This is a genomic window from Streptomyces kryoterrae (assembly GCF_054072135.1).
On sequence record NZ_CM133358.1, the window covers coordinates 699246 to 716891 of the forward strand.

Here is a 17646-nt window from a genome sequence, read left to right on the forward strand (position 1 = left end):
GGAAACAGAAGAAGGGCACGCACAACATGACGTTCTCCCTCGGCATCGTGGGCGCCGGGCAGTTCTCCGGCCAGTTCGCCAAGCTGTTCCTCGCCCATCCGGGCGTGGGCGAGGTGTATGTGACCGACCTCCTTCCGGAGCGCGCGGAGCAACTGGCCGCGACGGAAGGCCTGTCGGGCACGTTCCCTTCGTACGAAGAGATGCTGGAATCGCCCGCGGTCGACGCGGTGGCGATCTTCACCCAGCGCTGGACGCACGGCCCGCTGGTCCTGCAGGGCCTCGGCGCCGGCAAACACGTGTACTCGGCGGTGCCGATGGCGGTCACCGCGGCGGAGATCGGCGCGATCATCGACGCCGTACGGGCCACCGGGCTCACCTACATGATGGGGGAGACGAGTCAGTACAACCCGGCGACCGTCCACGCCCGCAACCAGATCGCCGAGGGCGCCTTCGGCAGGATCTTCTACGCCGAGGGCGACTACGTCCACGACATGGACCTCGGGTTCTACGAGGCCTACCAGTACAGCGGCGGCGAGAACTGGAAGGCGACCGCCAGCTATCCCCCGCTCCTGTACCCGACGCACTCGGTGGGCGGGGTGCTCGGTGCCTGGCGGACGCACGCCGTGAGCGTGTCGGCGATCGGGGTGCGCGACGAACGCGGCGACGGCGTGTTCGACAAGGAGATCAGCCAGTTCGGCAACGACTACTCCAACGCGAGCGCGCTGTTCGAGGTCGCGGGCGGCGGTTCGTTCCGTACGAACGAGTTCCGCCGGGTCGGCTACCCCTCGCAGATCCGGGAGTCGCGGTTCCGGTTCTTCGGCACGGACGCGAGCATGGAGCAGCTCGCCACGGTCGCCTTCTGGCAGGACAAGAAGGGGGTCACGGACATCAGCGAGCTGCTGGAACCCAAGCCCACCATGGCTCCTGACGATCCGTCACTTCAGCACATCGCGCCTGACCTGCGGGCCGCGTTCACGTCCGGCTCGGCTCCGGTGCACGACCGCTCGCGGCTGCCGAGGGAGTTCGACGAGCTGCACAACGGCCACGAGGGCAGTCACCACTTCCTGGTGGACGACTTCGTGACGGCGGTGAACACCCGCACCCTGCCGTCGGTGAACGCGTGGGTGGCCGCCCGCTACACCCTGCCGGGCATCGTGGCGCACGACTCGGCGCGGCAGGGCGGGGCGAGGCTGCCGATCCCCGACTTCGGGGACGCGCCCGAGGCGTGAGGCCGGGGGCGGGAGAAGAGGAACGGCCGGGTGCCTCAGGTGCCCGGCTTGCGCCCGTACACGAAGACGTCGTCGCCGTTCTTCAGCAGCGACCAGTACTTCTTGGCGGTCGTCTTCGTCATGTTGACGCAGCCGTGCGAGCCCGGCGGGTTCCACATGCTGAGGCCGACCGAGTGGAAGGCCTGCCCCTGGTCGAAGAACTGGCTGTACGGCATCGGGACGTTGTAGATGGACGAGACGTGGTCGATGTCCCGCCAGTAGATCTTCTTCAGTCCGGTGCGGGTCTCGAAACCGTCGCGGCCGGTGCGGACCGGCACCGGGCCGTAGACCAGCCGGCTGCCGTCCTGGACCCAGCTCAGCTGGAGCGTGAGGTTGACGCAGGCGATACGGCCCTTGTTGGTCGGGCACTTGCCTTCCTTGTTGGGCTTGTTGCCGACGGCCCGCTGCTTCAGCATCAGGTCCATCACGCCCCAGGTGACGGAACCCGCGTAGCCCGCGCTGGGGGTGATGCCGTGCTTCTTCTGGAAGCTCTGGATGGCCTTGCAGTCAGCGGAGGACTGCACCCCGTCGACGGGCCGCCCGAGGAACTTCTCCACCTTCTTCTGGTACGGGCCGGTCTGCGTCGTACAGCTCGCGGCCTGCGCCGGCGCGGTACCGAGCACAATCGTGAGCGGCGCCACCAGCCCCGCGATCCCGAGCGCGACGGCCCCTCGTCTGCGTACGTCCCCCATGTCGGTGCCTCTCTCCTACGTGCTGTGTGCGGGTTGTCATGAACGTTCTCTGCTTACTGGACCGGCGTTCCGGGGCATCGGTTGTAGGACCGCCCGAGCCGGGACGAAACGGTGACATTCCCCTGGCCGGCCCCCGTCCTCACCGTCCCCGTCTCCTGCCCGTCGAAGCGCCGAGTCATGTCATGGTCCGACCGTACTGTCCCGCCGATCAACTGGGCGGACAACGTGCGTACATGTCCGCGTTCATTCAGCAACTCCCCGCTCTCACATCACAGGTGTCGTCATCGGCGCCCACCGGGTCGCGGCGAGCCTCGGCGACGGCCCGCATCCGCATCCGCTGACGCCCGAGGAGGCGGCACCGCTCATCGCCGAGGCCACCGTCGCCCGGAACCCGTACGGGGAAACCCTGCTTCTGCTGGGCGACCCCGTGGTGGTGGCGGAGGCCAGGGAGTGGGTCGCCACGCTGCTGGAGATGGAGACGTTCCTGTGCGACCGGACCGAGAACCGCGGGTCCGGCAGACGCTGCTGGAACGCCGGCGGTCCGGACGCGAGGGATACTACGCGGCCTACGCAGGGATCTGGCCCTGCCACCGGGCCACTCCGCCCGCCGGCCGGTCCTGCCGGTACCCGGGATCACCGGCGAACCCGGCAACCGCGACTGACGCGGACGCCTGCGTCCGCGCGTCCCTGGATCCCTAGCGGTATCCGGACGCGTCCGCCGGTTTCCCCGCGTCCTGGACCTCGACCATGTAGCGCCAGGCGTCCGGCCGGCTGCCGTCGAGGTCGGTGAAGCCGTAGACCTGGGCGAGTTCTCCGCTGGAGAAGGACTTTCCGTTCCAGCGGGCCACGTCGGGGTCGGCCGCCAGGGCCGTCACGGCGCGGCCCACGAAACGCGGGGTCTCCGAGATGGCGAAGTGCGGGAAGCGTTCCAGGGCGTCCCGCCAGTTCTCCTCACGGACGCCGAAGTGGTCGAGCATCATCTCGGAGCGCAGCCAGCCGGGCGTGAGGGCCACGGCGGTGGCACCGCGCGGGCCGAGTTCATGGCCGAGCGCGAAGCCCATGCGCAGGACGGACGACTTGGCGAGGTCGTAGAAGAAGGAGAGCCGGTAGTTGTCCCGGTTGTAGTCGGCGGTGCCGTCGGTCATCTCGACGACCAGACCACCGGGGTTGCGCAGCAGCAGGGGCAGGGCGTGGTGGCTGGTGATCGCGTGGGTCTCGACGGCCAGTCGCAGCAGCCGCAGGCCGTTGTCGAGGTCGTGCTCCCACACCGGGCTCTCCCACTCGAAGAGGTTCTCGCCGCCCCAGACGTCGTTGACCAGGACGTCGAGCCTGCCCTGCTCCTCGGCGACCCGGTCCACGAGCGCCTTCACCCGCGCCGGGTCGAGATGGTCGGTGGGTACGGCGATGCCGTGGCCGCCCGCCGCGGTGACCAGGTCGGCGGTGTCCTCGATGGTCTCCGGCCGGTCGTACTCGGAGCGCTGCCGCCGGGTGCTGCGGCCGGTCACGTAGACGGTGGCACCGGCGGCACCGAGTTCCACCGCGATACCGCGGCCGGCCCCTCGGGTCGCCCCGGCGACCAGGGCGACCCTGCCCGCCAGTCTCCCGCCCGGAGCCGCTTCCTGCTGCTGCCTGTCCAGGGGGCTGTCCGTCGTGCTCGGCATGTCCGTGTCTCCTCCGTGCGTGAGTGCGGTCCCGGCCGGCCCGGCTCGGGAACCGGTGTCACGCCCAGGGTGTCGCTGATACCGGACACCCCCTGTCCGGTTTTCCGCTCACGACATGCCGCAACGCGGGCAGATGTTCCGCCAGCGGGGCCAGACCCACGTCCGCACGGCGCTCCTCGACCGTCTCGGGGTGGCGGATCGGGTACGGGCAGAGGGTGTCGGCGTCGATACGGGTGCCGTAGAACTGCGGCTGGCCCAGCTCGACCGCGCAGTGGTCGGCGATGTAGGCGTGGTGCACGGCCGGACAGCCGCCGTCCGCCACGGCTTCCGCGATCAGGTCGCGACAGGTGAGCTGGAAGCCCAGGTCGGCGGTGTGCAACAGGATCATCAGGGCCGCAGTCGAGGCGGGCTCCCCGACCTGACCGGCCTCCGGCCAGCCGCGCCGGGCCACGACCGCCCTCAGGGCGTCGGCGTTGGCACCGCGGCAACGGGTGACGTAGTGCCGGTTGAGCGCCGTGGGCGTCTCACGGGCCAGCCGGGTCAGCCGCTGGTCCTCCTCGGCCCGGCGCACCAGTTCGGCGGCCAGGACGGCCTGTTTCGGCTCGGCTGCCGAGCCTCGTGCGGTCTGCATGGGCGGTGCGCTCCTCATACCGTTCTCCTGCCCCGGATGGCCTTCACGCCCTTACGAAGGCGGGGACGCCGTGGGCGCCGTGAGTGCCGTCATGGAGACTCCTTCCGTCGCCTCGGTGCTGTTGTCGAAGACAACAGCACCGAGGGCCTGTCGGGCCAGGGAGTGCGGGGGTTGTCCGGTTGCACGTGCGTGGTGGCGCCTGCGCCGGTCACGCCACCGCTCCCAGCACCGGTCGCGACCTGCGTTCGAACTCCTGCACCATCGGCTCCGCGCGGTGCGGGGCGAGCCGTCCGCGGAAGTCCCGCAGTGCCTGGATCGAGCGTTCGCTGTGGACGCCGCTCAGCGCGTCGAGCGCCTCCGTCGCCGTGCCGAGCGCCTCATCGAGGCGGTGCTGCTGCAGATGGGCCGTCGCCAGCACCGAGCGGCTGATGGCCTGGCGCCGACGGCGGTCGGCGTGGGCGCGTACGGACTGTCTCGCGGTGTCCTCCGCCTGTGCCGCCCAGCCCAGGTCCCGGAAACACACCGCCGATTCCGCCTCCAGGTAGTGGTGGTCCAGGAAGCGCACCCAGGGGGACTCCTGGGCGCTGCCCCGGCTCGCGGCCAGTTGCCGCCCGGCCGCGCGCAGGGCGTCGGAGGTCTCACGCGCGCGGCCCAGCGCCGCGTGGCCCCGGGCGGACATGGCGTACAGGCGCATCAGGCCGAGCGGGCTGCCCGACCCCTTTGCCGTCGCGAGGCCGGCCCGGGCCAGACACACTCCCTCGTCGGGACGCCCCAGGCTGGTCGCCAGATGGGACAGCCCGGCCAGGATCTGCCCGCCGAGCACCCGGTCGCGCCCCTCGGCACAGAGCCGCAGCCCCTGGGTCATGTAGCGCTGCGCGAGTCCGTACTCCCCCGCGTCGTACGAGCTCCAGCCGGCCATCGCCGCGAGGCGGGCCGCGGCGGCGAACAGCTCGCGCAACCGGGCCGGAGCGAGGCCACGTTGCTGGAGCATGGGGATGATCTCGGTGGACAGGTAGTGCACGATGCTGGTGCGGACCCCGCCGCCCCCGTAGTGGTTGTCCATCTCGTCGAACATGCCGATCATCGCGTGGACCTGCTCCACGGGGCCGGCACATCCGGGAGGCGGCACGGCGGCCGGCATGGCACGGACGCCGCCCGCCCCACCGGCCCCGTCGGGCGTCCCGTCCCTCTCCAACAGCCAGAGCAGCCAAGCGCGCTGAGGGTTCGCCAGGGCGCCCGCGACGAAGGGGACCGCGCCGAGGAGAGTGCGCCGGGAGACGTCCGTGGAGCCGAGTTCCGCCAGGGTGTGCAGGGTGTCCGCGACGTCCTCGCCGTACACAAGTGCCCTGCCCACGACGGGGCGTTGCCGGTCGGGTACGAAGCCCAGGTCCGCCGGGGAGAGCGTGCGGGCCAGGCGCTCGCACAGCACGGCGGCGATCAACTCGGGTGTACCGCCCCGGGGTTGCTGGCCCTGTAGCCAGCGGGTGACCGACGCCTTGTCGTAGTTGGTGTCCACGCCCTGCCGGCGGCCCAGTTCGTTGACGCGGTGCGCGAGTGACGCGTACGAGCAGCCGGCGTCCTTGAGCGCGCTCGCCAGCGCCTTGTTGGTTCCGCCCGCACCCCTGCCGGGGCTTCTCGGTTGTCCGTTCGTCACGGCGGCCATCCAGGTCTCGCATCACGTCGGCGTGGGGGTGACGCGCCGCCCGATGTGCGGCGGGTCACTCGGTCACTATGGTGACCGACAGACACAGCTCGCAACCTTCGTTCTGATAATTTCAGAATGAAGCGCAAAGGCCTGTCGGTGTCAACCGAAGACGTGGCACACTGCCCGCTGTGACGGCGGTCCCCGGAGGTCCCACGTGAGCGACAACCGCTCAGGCGGAAGTGCCCCCACCGTCCTTCGGATGGTCCTCGGCAAGCGGCTGAGGCATCTGCGGGAGCGGGCCGGGGTGTCGTTCGAGGACGCCGCACGGGCCATCGAGGTCACGCCGTTGACGGTCCGCCGGATGGAGAAGGCCGAGGTCGGCCTCCGCATCCCCTACGTGAAGGAGCTGCTGCGCACCTACGGGGTCCTGGCCAAGGAGATCGAGGACTTCGTTCACCTCGCCCGGGAGGCCAACCAGCCGGGCTGGTGGTACTCGTACCGCGACGTACTGCCGGACTGGTTCAGCGCGTATGTGAGCCTGGAGAGCGAAGCCAGCGTCATCCGGCTCTACGAACCCCACTACGTTCCCGGCCTGTTGCAGACCGAGGACTACGCCGTCGCGCTGCTGCGCGTCGGCTTCCCCAACGAGAGTCCCGAGGACATCCGGCGCCGCGTCGCCCTGCGGCTGAGGCGCCAGGACCTGCTCGACAAGCCCGAGGCGCCCGCCGTCTGGGCCGTACTGGACGAGACCGTGCTGCGCAGGCCCGTGGGCGGGGCCGAGGTGATGCGGGCTCAGATCGACCGTCTCAGTGAGGTGTTGGAGTACCCGAAGGTCCGGCTCCAGATCATGCGGTTCGCCGCGGGCCCGCACCCGGGAGCCTTCGGCCCCTTCCACTACTTCCGCTTCGGCTTCTCCGAACTGCCCGACGTCGTCTACACGGAGAGCCTCGCCGGCGCGCAGTACTTCGACCAGCCCGCCGACGTCGTGACGTACCTGGAGGTACTGGACCGGATGTCCGTTCAGGCGGAGCCGGTCGCTCGCACCAGGGAGATCCTGGCAGCACTGCGTAAGGAGTTGTGAATCATGGCAACCAACGGCCCCATCCACAGCGGCATGCCCGCGTCCGAACTCGGCTCCGAGGGCTGGCACAAGCCCTGGAGCGGCACCAACGGCGGAAGTTGCGTCGAGACCAAGCGACTGCCCGACGGCAGTGTCGCGTTCCGGCAGTCCAAGGACCCGGACGGGCCCGCGCTGGTCTACTCCCGGGACGAGATGGTGGCGTTCCTGGAGGGCGCCAAGTCGGGCCAGGCCGACTTCCTGATCGCCTGACATCTCCGCCCGCGGTACGCCTCCCGTGCGAGCGGCCCGCGTACGGCGCACCACCACACCCGCACAACCGGACAACCCGCACGCGCACTCCCGCCGTGCGGAGGTCCCGTACACACTGGGGGAGTTGACGCCCCACCGCGCGCACCACTCCGCCCGCACCACTGTGAAGTCCGAAGGGAGCGGCATGCGTACGCCGCCTCGCGCCCCGGGTCGAGCCATGCCGCCCGGACGTGCCGGCACTCCCCTGCCGGGCCGCTCCCCCAGGACGGGGACACCCACGTGACGAACCTTCCGCAGACCGTGACGGAATCCGTCACGGAGGCCGTCACCCCGTACCGGACCCTGGTCGTCGAGGGCCACGAGGGTGTTCACCGCGCCCGGCTGATCGCCGAACTGGCCCTGCTCGGCTTCCCGTTACGGCAACCGCCGGGCGGGCTGCACCATCTCGATCCCGCCCGGCCGTACCGCGACCTGCTGGCCGAGCCGGGCCGGCTCGTCATCGACGGCGGCATCATCGGGGAGCTCGTGTACGGGCCGTTGCGTCACGGACGGTCCCGGGTGACCTGGATCCAGGCTCTCGACTTCGCCGAGGCGGTCGCGGAACGCGAGGGCGCCATGCTCCACCTCACCGGCGGTGAGAACGATGTCGAGCACGGCAGTGGGTTCGGCGGCCGGCACGGTGACGACGGGTCGGAGACCGCTGCCGCCGCCCTCGCCTACGCCCGGGTGTTCCGGACGCTCGCCCAGCACGTTCCCGTGGTGAGCGTGAACGTCGCCTCCGCCACGACCGGCGTGGCCACCGACCGGCTTGGCCACCGACCGGCGTCGCCGCATCCGTGCGCCTGCGCCCCATTAGCCCCAACTCCGGCATTCGGACCGGCAGTTGCCGATAGGTTAGCGAAGTCCGCGCGAGGCAAGTCAGGAGAACGCCGATGACAGACGGCCGGCCCACCCCCGACCAGGAAGCACTGTCCAAGATCGACACCACGGTGCCGCACTCCGCCCGCATCTGGAACTACTGGATGGGCGGCAAGGACAACTACGAGGTCGACCGCGTGGCGGGCGACGAGTACCGCGAGATCGCCCCCAACATCGAGACGATGGCCCGGGCCTCGCGCACCTATCTCATCCGCGCCGTCACCTTCGTGGCCCGTGAGCGCGGTGTCCGCCAGTTCCTCGACATCGGCACCGGCCTGCCGACGTACGACAACACGCACCAGGTCGCCCAGAAGGTGGCCCCCGAGTCGCGCATCGTCTACGTCGACAACGACCCGCTCGTCCTGCGGCACGCCCAGGCCCTGCTCACCAGCACTCCCGAGGGCAGCACGGACTACGTGGACGCGGATCTGCGCGAACCCGAGAAGATCATCGAGACGGCGGGCCGGTTCCTGGACTTCGACAGGCCGGTGGCGCTGATGCTGATGGGCATCCTCGGCCACATCCACGACTGGGAGGAGGCCAAGTCGATCACGCGCCGCCTCCAGGCGGCCCTGCCTCCGGGCAGCTACTTCGTGCACTACGACAGCACGGACACCGACGAGGAACTCAAGCGCGCCCAGGAGGGGTACGACGACACGGGGGCGATCCCGTACGTGCTGCGCAGCCCCGACAAGCTCTCCGCGCTCTACGAGGGTCTGGAACCGGTGGAGCCCGGCATCGTCTCCTGCCCCCTGTGGCGCCCGGAGCCCGGCACCTCGCCGGAGCCGACGGACGTGTACGGCGGGGTCGCGTACAAGGCGTAGCCGCTTCCCCTGTACCGGTCGGCCATGTTTAATGTCATCCTGTCGATCGACAGGATTCCTGGCAATAGCCCGACCGAACGGAACCGCATGTCCCTCCTCGCCAGGCCTGCGGTGGCCTCCCTCATCGCCAAAACGCTGCAGCGTCTCGTCATGCTGGCGGACCGACGGCCCAGCGGCCGGGGTTCCGCCGCCGCGTCCCACGCCCGCCTTCCCGAATTCCCGCGCGTCACAAGTGAGTTGACGATTCCGGCCGCGGTCGCCCCGGCCCGGGTCGTGGTCTACCGGCCGACGACCGAGAACCCGGCCCCGCCGGTCCACGTCAACTTCCACGGCGGCGGATTCATCATGCCGGTGACGGAGACGGACGACGCCTTCTGCCGTGCCGTCGCCGCGCTGGCGGGTGTGGTGGTCGTCAACGTGGACTACGTCGTCGCTCCGCAGCATCCCTTCCCTGCCCCGCCCCGGCAGTCGTACGAGGTGGTCCGGTGGATCGCCGAGCACGGCGCCGAGCACGGCTGGGACGGCACCCGGCTCACCGTGGGCGGGCAGAGCGCCGGCGGCGGTCTCGCCGCGGCCGTGGCCCGCCAGGCCCTGGAGGAGGACGGCCCCTCGATCGCCCTGCAGGTCCTGCACTACGCGCCGCTCGACCTGGCGACCGCCGCGAAGGACAAACGGGCGGCGATCGCCAAGCCGATGCTGCGCCCGTGGATGGGCGAGGTGTTCGACAGCGCGTACGTGCCGGACCCGCGCGAGCGTACCGACCGGCTCGTCTCCCCCGCCCACCCGAAGGAGACCGCGGACCTCAAGGGCATCGCCCCGGCCCTGGTCGTCACGGCCGCCCACGACCGTCTCCGGGCGGAGGGCGTGCGTTATGCCGAGCGGCTGCGGCAGGTGGGCTCGCTGGTCGAGCACCATGACGTGGCGGGGGTCGATCACGCCTACGACCTCAACGACGACGACAAGGGCCGGGAGATCTACGCCTTCATCGCCCAGCACGTACGGCAGGCCACGGCGGACCGCTGAGAGCCGCGCCGGTGGCCGCCGGCGTCAGCGCAGGGTGAGCGGGGTCTCCGTTTCGGCCCGGGTCAGTTTTTCCGGGTTGCGGACGTAGTAGAGGCCGGTGACAAGGGCGTCCTCGACGCGCATCGCCATGATGCCGTCGAGCTCGCCGTCCAGGTGTACGACGAGTGCCAGGGCGCCGTTGACCATGGTGGGGGCGACGGTGATCGGGCTCTTGTTCTTGCCGAGCGTGCCGACCAGGAAGCGGGCGACCTTCTCGGCGCCGGTGATCGGCCGGAGCGCTGCCTGTTTGATCCCGCCGCCGTCGTTCACCAGGACGACGTCCGGGGCCAGCACGTCGAGGAGGGTCTGCGGGTCCCCGGTCTCCAGCACACGCTGGAACGATTCCAGGACGGCCCGGCTCTCGTCGGGGGTAACCGCCTGGCGGGGGCGCCGGGCGTCGACGTGCCGTCGGGCGCGGTGGGCGATCTGGCGGACGGCCGCGGGACTCTTGTCGACGGCGGCGGCGATCTCGTCGTATCCCGTGTCGAAGACCTCGCGGAGCACGAAGACGGCACGTTCCGTCGGCGAGAGGGTTTCGAGGACGAGCATCAGGGCCATCGAGACGCTCTCGGCCAGTTCGACGTCCTCGGCCACGTCCGGCGCGGTGAGCAGTGGTTCGGGCAGCCACTGGCCGACGTACGCCTCCTTGCGGCGGCTCATCGTGCGCAGCCGGTTGAGGGACTGCCGGGTCGTGATCCGGACCAGGTAGGCGCGCTGGTCGCGGACCTGCGCGAGATCGACCTCGACCCAGCGCAGCCAGGTCTCCTGAAGGACGTCCTCGGCGTCGGCGGCCGAGCCGAGCATCTCGTAGGCGACGGTGAAGAGCAGGTTGCGGTGCGCGACGAACGTCTCGGTCGCCGGGTCGGTGGCCGGCGCGGGTTCCGGGGCGGTGGTGTGCTCGCTCATGTTCCGGCCCGCTTTTGGCGTGGGCGGCGGCCCCGGTCGCCGACGGTTCTCAGGCGTACGTCCACAGCATGGTCCTTTTCGTTTCCGTCGTGGTCGACTGCCGCTCGATCGGGTCGGTCGGCAGGGGGACACTGCCCGGCGTTCCGCTGTGGCACGCCGGGCAGTGACTCAGACTGCCCGCTCGGCGCTGGTCCGCTTCTGGTCGGGCTCCGCCTCAAGCAGCTGCCCGCGCTTGGGGTCCTTGGACCACCAGGTGCGCGCACCGGGCTTGCGTGCCTCGTACGACAGCTGCCAGGGGATGCCCCTGCAGATGAGCTCCTTGATCTTCGCGCCCGACCGGCCGCCGAGGTAGTACCTCTTGGCGGTGTCGTCCCTGCCCATGAGCTGAAAGACGCCGGCGCGACGGCCCAGGCTGATGCACGTGCCGGTGAACCCCACGTCGATGGACGCGGGCCGCTCACCCGCGATCCGGCTCAGCACCGTCTCGGCGGCCTGCGGGCCCAGTTGGACCGCGGCCTGGCAGCTCATCCGGAACGGCAGGTCCGAGGGGGCCGCCGAGTCCCCGGCCGCGACGATGCGCTCGTCGTCGACGCTCGTCAGGGTCTCGTCGGTGAGCAGACGGCCCAGGGCATCGGTGCGCAGTCCGCTGCGCGCGGCCAGGTCCGGCACCCCGAATCCGGCGGTCCAGATCGTCACCCTGCTCGGCAACTCCCGCCCGCCGGCGAGCCGTACGGCGTCGCGGGTCACCTCCGTCACCTTCGTGTCGGGGCCGTCGAGCACGCTCACCCCGAGTGCGGCGAGCCGCCCGGCCACCGAGCGGCGCCCCCGCGGATGCAGGGACGGGCCGAGCAGCCCGCCGCACACCAGGGTCACGGTGCGGCCCTGTTCCGCGAGCTCGGCCGCCGTCTCGATGCCGGTCGGCCCGGCGCCGACCACGGTCACCGGTGCCGAGACGGGCGCTGCGTCGAGGACCGGCCGCAGCCGCCGCGCCTCCTCCAGGCCGGCGATCGGGTAGGCGAACTCGGCGGCGCCGGGTACACGCGGGTCGGCGCTGCCGCTGCCCACCGCGTAGACCAGGTGGTCGTAGCCCACGGTGTCGCCGCTCGCCAGCGTCAGGGCGCGCCCGGCCGCGTCGATCCGTGTCACGGTGTCCACCACCAGCCGGACGCTGTCGGCCAGGAGCCTGCGGTAGTCGGCGACCGCCTCGTGGGTGCCGGCCACGAACTGGTGCAGGCGGATCCGGTCGACGAAGGTCGGGCGCGGGTTGATCAGGGTGACGGTCACGTCTGCGCGCTGCGTCAGACGGTTGGCCGCCATGACGCCGGCGTAGCCGCCGCCGATCACGACCACATCGGTGTTGCCGCTCATGGTGTCTCCTGCGCTTGGACGGTGCCCCTTCAACGGGGTTCGGCCTCAAGACACCGCTCGGGCGGTGGTTGTGACAGGTGGGTGCGCTCGACTTTTTTTCGCCCCCGCCGCCCCTACCCGTCCCATCCCCGGGGGCTGCCGCCCCCGGACCCCCGCCTTCGGCCCTGAACGGGCCTCGTCCTCAAACGCCGGACGGACTGAAAGTGCCTGGGCGTCATCAGCCTCGGCTCTCGGACACCGGACGCTTCGGATGTGCCTCGGTGGGCCCTGGACGAGCCGGACGGGCCTTCACGTGGGTCAGCGCGACGAACACCGTGGCGAGTACCGCCGCGATGGCGAACGCCGTGAACCCCCAGCCTTCCGAACCGCTCGCCACCAACCGGCCGCCCAGCCACGGTCCGAACACCGCGCCGAAGCGGCCGATGCCGGAGACCCAGCCCACCGCCGTCGCCCGGTCGGCGTCGGTGGAGCGGCCCGCCACCGTCGCGTAGATCATGGCCTGGGCGCTGAAGAGGAACATGCCGGTGAGGAAGACCACGACGTAGGTGAGCGGCAGCGCCATGTGGATGCCGAGCAGGTAGACGCCGGCCGCGGTGCACGCGAACCAGACGGTGGCGATGCGGGCGGCGCCGTAGTGGTCGGCGCAGCGGCCGGCGACCAGCATCCCCACGATGCCGCCGAGGTTGATGACGATGAGGAAGGACAGGGACGAGCCGAGTTCGTAGCCCGCGCCGCGCATCATGGTCGGCAGCCAGTTGCTGACCCCGTAGACGAGGAGCAGGCCGCAGAAGGAGGCCAGCCAGAAGAGGACGGTCGCGCGCCACAGGTTGCCGCGGAAGAGCGCCGCGACGGCACTCCAGCGGTCCCCGGTGGCGGGGCGCTCCGTTGCGGCAGCCGGCAGTTCGACGTCGTAGCGGTCGGCGAGGGCCCGGGCCTCCTCGACGTGGCCCCTGGCCATCAGGAAGCGCATCGACTCGGGCAGGAACTTCGCGACCAGCGGGACTCCGACGAGCAGCGGGATCACGCAGACCCAGTAGGCGACGCGCCACCCGTCGGGGCCGCTCGTCCACAGGCCCAGGAAGCCCGCCATGATGCCGCCGGCCTGGTGCGCGGTCATCAGCGTGCCGACGATCAGGGCGCCCCGGCCGCGCGGGGCGTACTCGGAGACCATCGTGATCGTCGTGGGCAGCAGACCGCCGAGGCCGAGACCGGCGATGAAGCGGCCGAGGCCGAACACCCCGAGGCTGGGGGCGAGCGCGCACAGGGCCGACGCCAGCGAGAACACCGCGGTGCAGGTGAGGATCACCTTCTTGCGCCCGATCCAGTCGGTGACCGTACCCGCGGACAGGGCGCCGATGAGCATACCGAAGGTGGCGTAGCTGCCGAGGTCGCCGGCCTGGTCGGGGACGAGTCCAAGAGCCTTGTGCTCCAGCATGTGGGGCAGTTCGGCGCCGTAGACGAACATGTCGAGGCCGTCGAAGAAGACGACCAGCCAGCACAGGCCGACGACGAGCACGGCCAGTCTGCCGCCGCGAGCGGGCGGGGCGGGGGACGGAGACATCTTTGTTTCCTATCGTCCGGCGGGAGAGTCCCTGGGGAGAGCGGGAGATGTGCTCGACCGTAGGGAGCCGCCGAGATGAGTGTCAACGTTTTTGTCAACAATCTCATGGGCGGGGTGAGCCGTGCCGTCGCCGGTCACGGCTCACGCCGCAGGTCGGAGGGGGTCGGACAAGTACGTCAGTCGAGCGGAGGCGTGCCGTGCGTGTGGAAGGAGTCGATGGTCTTCAGGCCCCACGCCTGCCCCTTGGCGCGCTCGGCCTGGGTCCAGGTGATCAGCGGCCAGTCGGGGGCCAGCACCAGGCGGGTGAGCGGGTTGCACAGCTCGATGCGGTTGCCGCCCGGCTCGTAGACGTACAGGAAGAACGTCTGCTGGATGGCGTGCTTGTGCGGGCCGGTCTCGATGTGCACGCCGTTGTCCAGACACAGGTCGGCGGCGCGCAGGATGTCCTCCCGGGTGTCCGTGGCGAACGCGATGTGGTGGAGGCGGCCGTTGGAGCCGGACCAGTCCTCCGTGTAGACGATGTCGTACGACTTGTTGGTGAACGTCAGCCACTGGGCGGCCAGGCGCCCTTCGTCGAGGACGACCTGCTCGGTGGGGCGGGCGCCGAGGACGTGCTGGATGAAACCGGCGTTCGGTTCGACCGCGGCGGCGAGGAAGTTGACGTGGTCGAGACGGCGTACGCCGACGCCCGTCGCGGGTTTGGCCTGGGGCTGGTTCTTGAGGCCGGGCCGCAGTTCGGGCGGCGCCTGGTACCACTCGCTCTCCCAGTACAGGGCGATCTCGTGGCCGTCGGGGTCGGTGGTGACGTAGAGCGGGCCGAGGCCGGGTTCGTCCTCGGCCCAGCGGCCGGGGCGGCCCGCGTTCTCGGCCTCCTTGGCCCTGCGCCGCAGGGCCTCCTCGCTGGAGGCACGCAGTGCGGTGCGGCGGATGCCCGAGGTCGAGTGGGCGGTGAGGGTGAGGCTGTGGTGCTCGTAGTCGTCCCAGGTCCTCAGGTACACCGAGTCGCCGGAGCGGCCGTTCTCGGTCAGGCCGAGGATCGTGGTGAAGAACCGGACGCTGGCGTCGAGGTCGGGGGTGAGGAGTTCGACATGGCCGAGGTGGGCGATGTCGCCGAGCGGCGGGGTCATCAGCGGCTCCTGTCAGCGGGAGGGAGAGCGGGAGCGACGGCGGGGCGGGGGAAGACCGTGCCGTCGAAGATCTTGCGGGCGGTGCGGACGACGGCCGTGCGGTGCGCGACCGGGACGGGGCCGTCGGTGTCGACGACGGATTCGACGTCCAGGAATCCGGTGGGGTGTTCGATGCGCAGCGGGTCGTCGTCGTGGGCGGGGAGGCGCGCCACACCCTCCCCGACGCCGCCGGCCAGGCGCAGGCCGGCGGCGACGCTCGCGGCACCGAGCACGCCGATCGCCGTGTGGCAGCGGACCGGGATGAAGGTGCGGGTCGTGACGGTGCCGCCGTGGGCGGGCGGGGCGAGCAGGGTGAGCTTGGGCACGGTCGTGGCGGAGACATCGCCGAGGCCCATCAACTTCCCTGCCGCCAGCCGGATTTCGCGCAGGCGTTCGTTGAGGGTGACGTTCTCCTCCAGGTCCCCCGGGTCCTCGTAGCCGGTGACCTGGAGCGCGGAGGCGGCGATCAGTACGGTCGGCATGCCGTTGTCGACGCAGGTCACCGGTGTTCCGGCGACGGTGTCGCGGGTCCGGCCGGTCGGCAGCAGGGGTGCGCTCCCCCGCCCGAAGCCGATAGTGACCGGAGCGGCGGCGCCGGGAACACCGGAGATCTCGGTCGTGCCCGAGTAGACGACCCGCCCGCCCTCGGTGGGAAAGGCCGCGGTGGCGTGGTCACCGCTGTTGACCATGCGGATGCGTACGGAGGTCAACTCCTCCCCGGCCGCGACCAGTCCGCGTTCCACGGCGAACGGGCCGACTCCCGCGAGCAGGTTCCCGCAGTTCTGATGGTCCGTCACCGTCGGCTGGTCGACGCCGACCTGGAGGAACAGATAGTCCACGTCTGCCTGTTCGTCGGCCGAGCGGGAGACGACGGCGACCTTGCTGGTGAGAGGGTGCGCTCCGCCGAGTCCGTCGATCTGGCGGGGGTCCGGGCTGCCCATGACCCGCAGCAGCACATCGTCGCGGGCGGCGGGGTCGGCCGGCAGGTCCTCGGCGAGGAAGTAGGCGCCCTTGGAGGTGCCGCCCCGCATCAGCATGCAGCGCAGCCCCTCCTCCGGGTGGCCCGTGCTCACGAGCGGGTTCCCGGTCCGGCGCCCGGGTCGACTCCCGCGCCGGTCTCCGAGTTGGCGACGTGCGCGTACTCCTCGTACGACTGGTAGCGCACCCCCAGCCGTACGAGGGTCTCGCGCAGCCCGTACCGGTCCAGGCCCAACTGGCCGTCGGCGAAGGCGAGCCGGGACGCCTCCTCCTTCGCGGTGCGGGCCTCGGACGCCTTGACGGCCTCGGCGGAGCGCTGCCGGGGTACGACCAGCACGCCGTCGTCGTCGGCGATGATGACGTCGCCGGGGTGGATCTGCTGCCCGCCCACCACGACGGGGACGTTGACCGAGCCGCCGGTCGCCTTGACCGTGCCCTGGGCGGACACCGCCGCCGACCAGACGGGAAAGCGCATCGCGCGCAGTTCGGCGGTGTCGCGTACGCCGGTGTTGATGACCAGGCCGCGTACGCCCCGTCGTCGCAGCGCGGTGGCGAACAGCTCGCCGAACAGTCCGTCCGAGCAGGGGGACGTGGTGGTGACGACCAGGATGTCGCCCTCGGCGCACTGTTCGACGGCCGCGTGGATCATGAGGTTGTCGCCGGGCCAGCAGAGCGCGGTGACGGCGGTGCCCGCGATACGCACGTCCTGCTGGACGGGGCGCAGGGCCGGGCCGAGGAGTCCGGTGCGGCCCAGGGCCTCGTGGACGGTGGCCACGCCGTGGCCGGCCAGCGCCTCGACGTCCCCGGCGGCCGCGCGCGGCGGGCCGGTGACGATCACGCCGCTCATGCCAGTTCCCCCGTGACCTGCGGGTAGGGGCGCATATAGGCCTCGCCGTAAGTGGTGTGCGGCAGACCGAGGTTGGGGCCGGCGTTGCGCTTGAGCTGGACGCCGCGCCGTTTCGCGAGGTCGGTGTAGTAGTCCCACAGGTGCTGCTGGGCCGGCAGGCACTCCATGGCCTTGCGCTTGGTGTCGAACACCTCGGTGATGTCGAGCAGTACCTGTGGGGTGAAGTCGCACATCTCCGGCTGGTGCGGCTCGAAGAAGAACACCGGTGGCGCGCCCAGGACTTCGCCCGGGGCCGGGTACCCGATGGCCTGGGCGAGGATGCGTGCGTCCAGGGCCATGCGGGCGGCGGCGGGGTGGTCGGCGTTGTAGGGGTCGGACAGCGGATGGGTGAGCACGACGTCGGGCTGGGTGTCGCGGTAGATGCCCACGAGCCGGTCGGTCAGCTCGGGTGTGGCGAGGAGGGGGTAGTCGCCGGCGTCGAGGAAGCGGACCTCGGCGCCGAGCGCGGCGGCGGCCTGCTCGGCCTCGGTCCGGCGCATCCCCTTGATCTCGTCGAGCGACCTGCCCTCCCGCCAGGCCTTGGCTGACTCGCCGCGTTCCCCGTACGACAGGCACGCGATGACGACCTTCTCGCCGCGCGAGGCCGCCAGCGCGATGGCACCCCCCGCCCGCCAGACGAAGTCACCGGCGTGTGCGCTGATCACCAGCGTCGAGCGAGCGGCGGCGGGCACCGCACCGTGTGTCATGGCAGAGATCTCCTTGGTGGACGGATCGGTCGGCCCACCCCGG

General features: G+C 71.0%; 17 protein-coding genes. 6 read left to right on the forward strand and 11 right to left on the reverse strand.

Annotation, left to right across the window (positions count from 1 at the left end; all coding sequences use genetic code 11):
* The first annotated feature begins 26 nt into the window (after window positions 1-26).
* Window positions 27-1229, forward strand: a complete 1203-nt coding sequence (locus ACW4TU_RS02655; RefSeq protein ID WP_457424211.1) for a Gfo/Idh/MocA family protein — start codon at window positions 27-29, stop codon at window positions 1227-1229.
* 35 nt (window positions 1230-1264) lie between these two features.
* Here the strand turns inward: ACW4TU_RS02655 and ACW4TU_RS02660 are convergent, their stop codons facing one another.
* The 4 genes from ACW4TU_RS02660 to ACW4TU_RS02675 form a co-directional block, all read right to left on the reverse strand.
* A complete protein-coding gene (locus tag ACW4TU_RS02660) occupies window positions 1265-1960 on the reverse strand; it encodes a L,D-transpeptidase family protein (protein ID WP_457424212.1) in 696 nt (231 codons plus the stop codon).
* A 695-nt stretch (window positions 1961-2655) separates the two neighbouring features.
* Window positions 2656-3621, reverse strand: coding sequence for an SDR family oxidoreductase (locus ACW4TU_RS02665; protein WP_457424214.1), 966 nt, complete (start codon window positions 3619-3621; stop codon window positions 2656-2658).
* Between the two features lie 58 nt (window positions 3622-3679).
* Window positions 3680-4252, reverse strand: a complete 573-nt coding sequence (locus ACW4TU_RS02670) for a DUF6624 domain-containing protein (protein WP_457424216.1) — start codon at window positions 4250-4252, stop codon at window positions 3680-3682.
* A 208-nt stretch (window positions 4253-4460) separates the two neighbouring features.
* Entirely contained in the window at window positions 4461-5915 is a 1455-nt protein-coding gene (locus tag ACW4TU_RS02675; protein ID WP_457424218.1) for an NsdA family TPR-like regulatory protein, read from the reverse strand.
* A gap of 241 nt (window positions 5916-6156) precedes the next feature.
* Here ACW4TU_RS02675 and ACW4TU_RS02680 point away from each other — a divergent pair, with 241 nt between their 5' ends.
* The 5 genes from ACW4TU_RS02680 (at window position 6157) to ACW4TU_RS02700 (ending at window position 9992) form a co-directional block, all read left to right on the forward strand.
* Window positions 6157-6978: a helix-turn-helix domain-containing protein gene (locus ACW4TU_RS02680; RefSeq protein ID WP_457424220.1), complete on the forward strand. Its 822-nt coding sequence runs from the start codon at window positions 6157-6159 to the stop codon at window positions 6976-6978.
* 3 nt (window positions 6979-6981) lie between these two features.
* Window positions 6982-7227 (forward strand): DUF397 domain-containing protein, encoded by a 246-nt coding sequence (locus ACW4TU_RS02685; protein ID WP_189150732.1) that lies wholly within the window; start codon window positions 6982-6984, stop codon window positions 7225-7227.
* 279 nt (window positions 7228-7506) lie between these two features.
* Window positions 7507-8163 (forward strand): hypothetical protein, encoded by a 657-nt coding sequence (locus tag ACW4TU_RS02690; protein ID WP_457424222.1) that lies wholly within the window; start codon window positions 7507-7509, stop codon window positions 8161-8163.
* The gene (locus tag ACW4TU_RS02695; protein WP_457424224.1) at window positions 8160-8969 is read left to right on the forward strand and encodes an SAM-dependent methyltransferase; all 810 of its coding nucleotides are present in this window, start codon (window positions 8160-8162) and stop codon (window positions 8967-8969) included. The genes ACW4TU_RS02690 and ACW4TU_RS02695 overlap by 4 nt, the downstream gene beginning before the upstream one ends.
* An 87-nt stretch (window positions 8970-9056) precedes the next feature.
* On the forward strand, window positions 9057-9992 hold the full coding sequence (locus ACW4TU_RS02700; RefSeq protein WP_457424226.1) for an alpha/beta hydrolase fold domain-containing protein: 936 nt from the start codon (window positions 9057-9059) through the stop codon (window positions 9990-9992).
* Window positions 9993-10016: 24 nt separating this feature from the next.
* Here the strand turns inward: ACW4TU_RS02700 and ACW4TU_RS02705 are convergent, their stop codons facing one another.
* The 7 genes from ACW4TU_RS02705 to ACW4TU_RS02735 form a co-directional block, all read right to left on the reverse strand.
* The gene (locus tag ACW4TU_RS02705) at window positions 10017-10937 is read right to left on the reverse strand and encodes an RNA polymerase sigma-70 factor (protein WP_457424228.1); all 921 of its coding nucleotides are present in this window, start codon (window positions 10935-10937) and stop codon (window positions 10017-10019) included.
* Window positions 10938-11105: 168 nt separating this feature from the next.
* Window positions 11106-12305 carry an NAD(P)/FAD-dependent oxidoreductase gene (locus ACW4TU_RS02710; RefSeq protein WP_457424230.1) on the reverse strand — a complete coding sequence of 400 codons (1200 nt, stop codon included), beginning with the start codon at window positions 12303-12305 and terminating at the stop codon, window positions 11106-11108.
* Between the two features lie 217 nt (window positions 12306-12522).
* On the reverse strand, window positions 12523-13866 hold the full coding sequence (locus tag ACW4TU_RS02715) for an MFS transporter (RefSeq protein WP_457424232.1): 1344 nt from the start codon (window positions 13864-13866) through the stop codon (window positions 12523-12525).
* 176 nt (window positions 13867-14042) lie between these two features.
* The gene (locus ACW4TU_RS02720; protein WP_457424234.1) at window positions 14043-14993 is read right to left on the reverse strand and encodes a catechol 2,3-dioxygenase; all 951 of its coding nucleotides are present in this window, start codon (window positions 14991-14993) and stop codon (window positions 14043-14045) included.
* The gene (locus ACW4TU_RS02725) at window positions 14993-16069 is read right to left on the reverse strand and encodes a 4-oxalomesaconate tautomerase (RefSeq protein WP_457430669.1); all 1077 of its coding nucleotides are present in this window, start codon (window positions 16067-16069) and stop codon (window positions 14993-14995) included. Before ACW4TU_RS02725 ends, ACW4TU_RS02720 begins: the two co-directional genes overlap by 1 nt.
* A 32-nt stretch (window positions 16070-16101) precedes the next feature.
* Window positions 16102-16857, reverse strand: coding sequence for a 4-carboxy-4-hydroxy-2-oxoadipate aldolase/oxaloacetate decarboxylase (locus tag ACW4TU_RS02730; RefSeq protein WP_457424236.1), 756 nt, complete (start codon window positions 16855-16857; stop codon window positions 16102-16104).
* Window positions 16854-17603, reverse strand: coding sequence for a PIG-L deacetylase family protein (locus ACW4TU_RS02735; protein WP_457424238.1), 750 nt, complete (start codon window positions 17601-17603; stop codon window positions 16854-16856). The genes ACW4TU_RS02730 and ACW4TU_RS02735 overlap by 4 nt, the downstream gene beginning before the upstream one ends.
* Between the last annotated feature and the right edge of the window lie 43 nt (window positions 17604-17646).

Bases quoted from the DNA above. Each gene is read 5' to 3' on its own strand.
- ACW4TU_RS02710 (WP_457424230.1), bottom strand. From the start codon at position 12,305: ATGAGCGGCAACACCGATGTGGTCGTGATCGGCGGCGGCTACGCCGGC.
- ACW4TU_RS02695 (WP_457424224.1), top strand. From the start codon at position 8,160: ATGACAGACGGCCGGCCCACCCCCGACCAGGAAGCACTGTCCAAGATC.
- ACW4TU_RS02735 (WP_457424238.1), bottom strand. From the start codon at position 17,603: ATGACACACGGTGCGGTGCCCGCCGCCGCTCGCTCGACGCTGGTGATC.
- ACW4TU_RS02705 (WP_457424228.1), bottom strand. From the start codon at position 10,937: ATGAGCGAGCACACCACCGCCCCGGAACCCGCGCCGGCCACCGACCCG.
- ACW4TU_RS02685 (WP_189150732.1), top strand. From the start codon at position 6,982: ATGGCAACCAACGGCCCCATCCACAGCGGCATGCCCGCGTCCGAACTC.
- ACW4TU_RS02670 (WP_457424216.1), bottom strand. From the start codon at position 4,252: ATGCAGACCGCACGAGGCTCGGCAGCCGAGCCGAAACAGGCCGTCCTG.
- ACW4TU_RS02675 (WP_457424218.1), bottom strand. From the start codon at position 5,915: ATGGCCGCCGTGACGAACGGACAACCGAGAAGCCCCGGCAGGGGTGCG.
- ACW4TU_RS02720 (WP_457424234.1), bottom strand. From the start codon at position 14,993: ATGACCCCGCCGCTCGGCGACATCGCCCACCTCGGCCATGTCGAACTC.
- ACW4TU_RS02680 (WP_457424220.1), top strand. From the start codon at position 6,157: ATGGTCCTCGGCAAGCGGCTGAGGCATCTGCGGGAGCGGGCCGGGGTG.
- ACW4TU_RS02700 (WP_457424226.1), top strand. From the start codon at position 9,057: ATGTCCCTCCTCGCCAGGCCTGCGGTGGCCTCCCTCATCGCCAAAACG.
- ACW4TU_RS02665 (WP_457424214.1), bottom strand. From the start codon at position 3,621: ATGCCGAGCACGACGGACAGCCCCCTGGACAGGCAGCAGCAGGAAGCG.
- ACW4TU_RS02715 (WP_457424232.1), bottom strand. From the start codon at position 13,866: ATGTCTCCGTCCCCCGCCCCGCCCGCTCGCGGCGGCAGACTGGCCGTG.
- ACW4TU_RS02725 (WP_457430669.1), bottom strand. From the start codon at position 16,069: ATGCTGATGCGGGGCGGCACCTCCAAGGGCGCCTACTTCCTCGCCGAG.
- ACW4TU_RS02660 (WP_457424212.1), bottom strand. From the start codon at position 1,960: ATGGGGGACGTACGCAGACGAGGGGCCGTCGCGCTCGGGATCGCGGGG.
- ACW4TU_RS02730 (WP_457424236.1), bottom strand. From the start codon at position 16,857: ATGAGCGGCGTGATCGTCACCGGCCCGCCGCGCGCGGCCGCCGGGGAC.
- ACW4TU_RS02655 (WP_457424211.1), top strand. From the start codon at position 27: ATGACGTTCTCCCTCGGCATCGTGGGCGCCGGGCAGTTCTCCGGCCAG.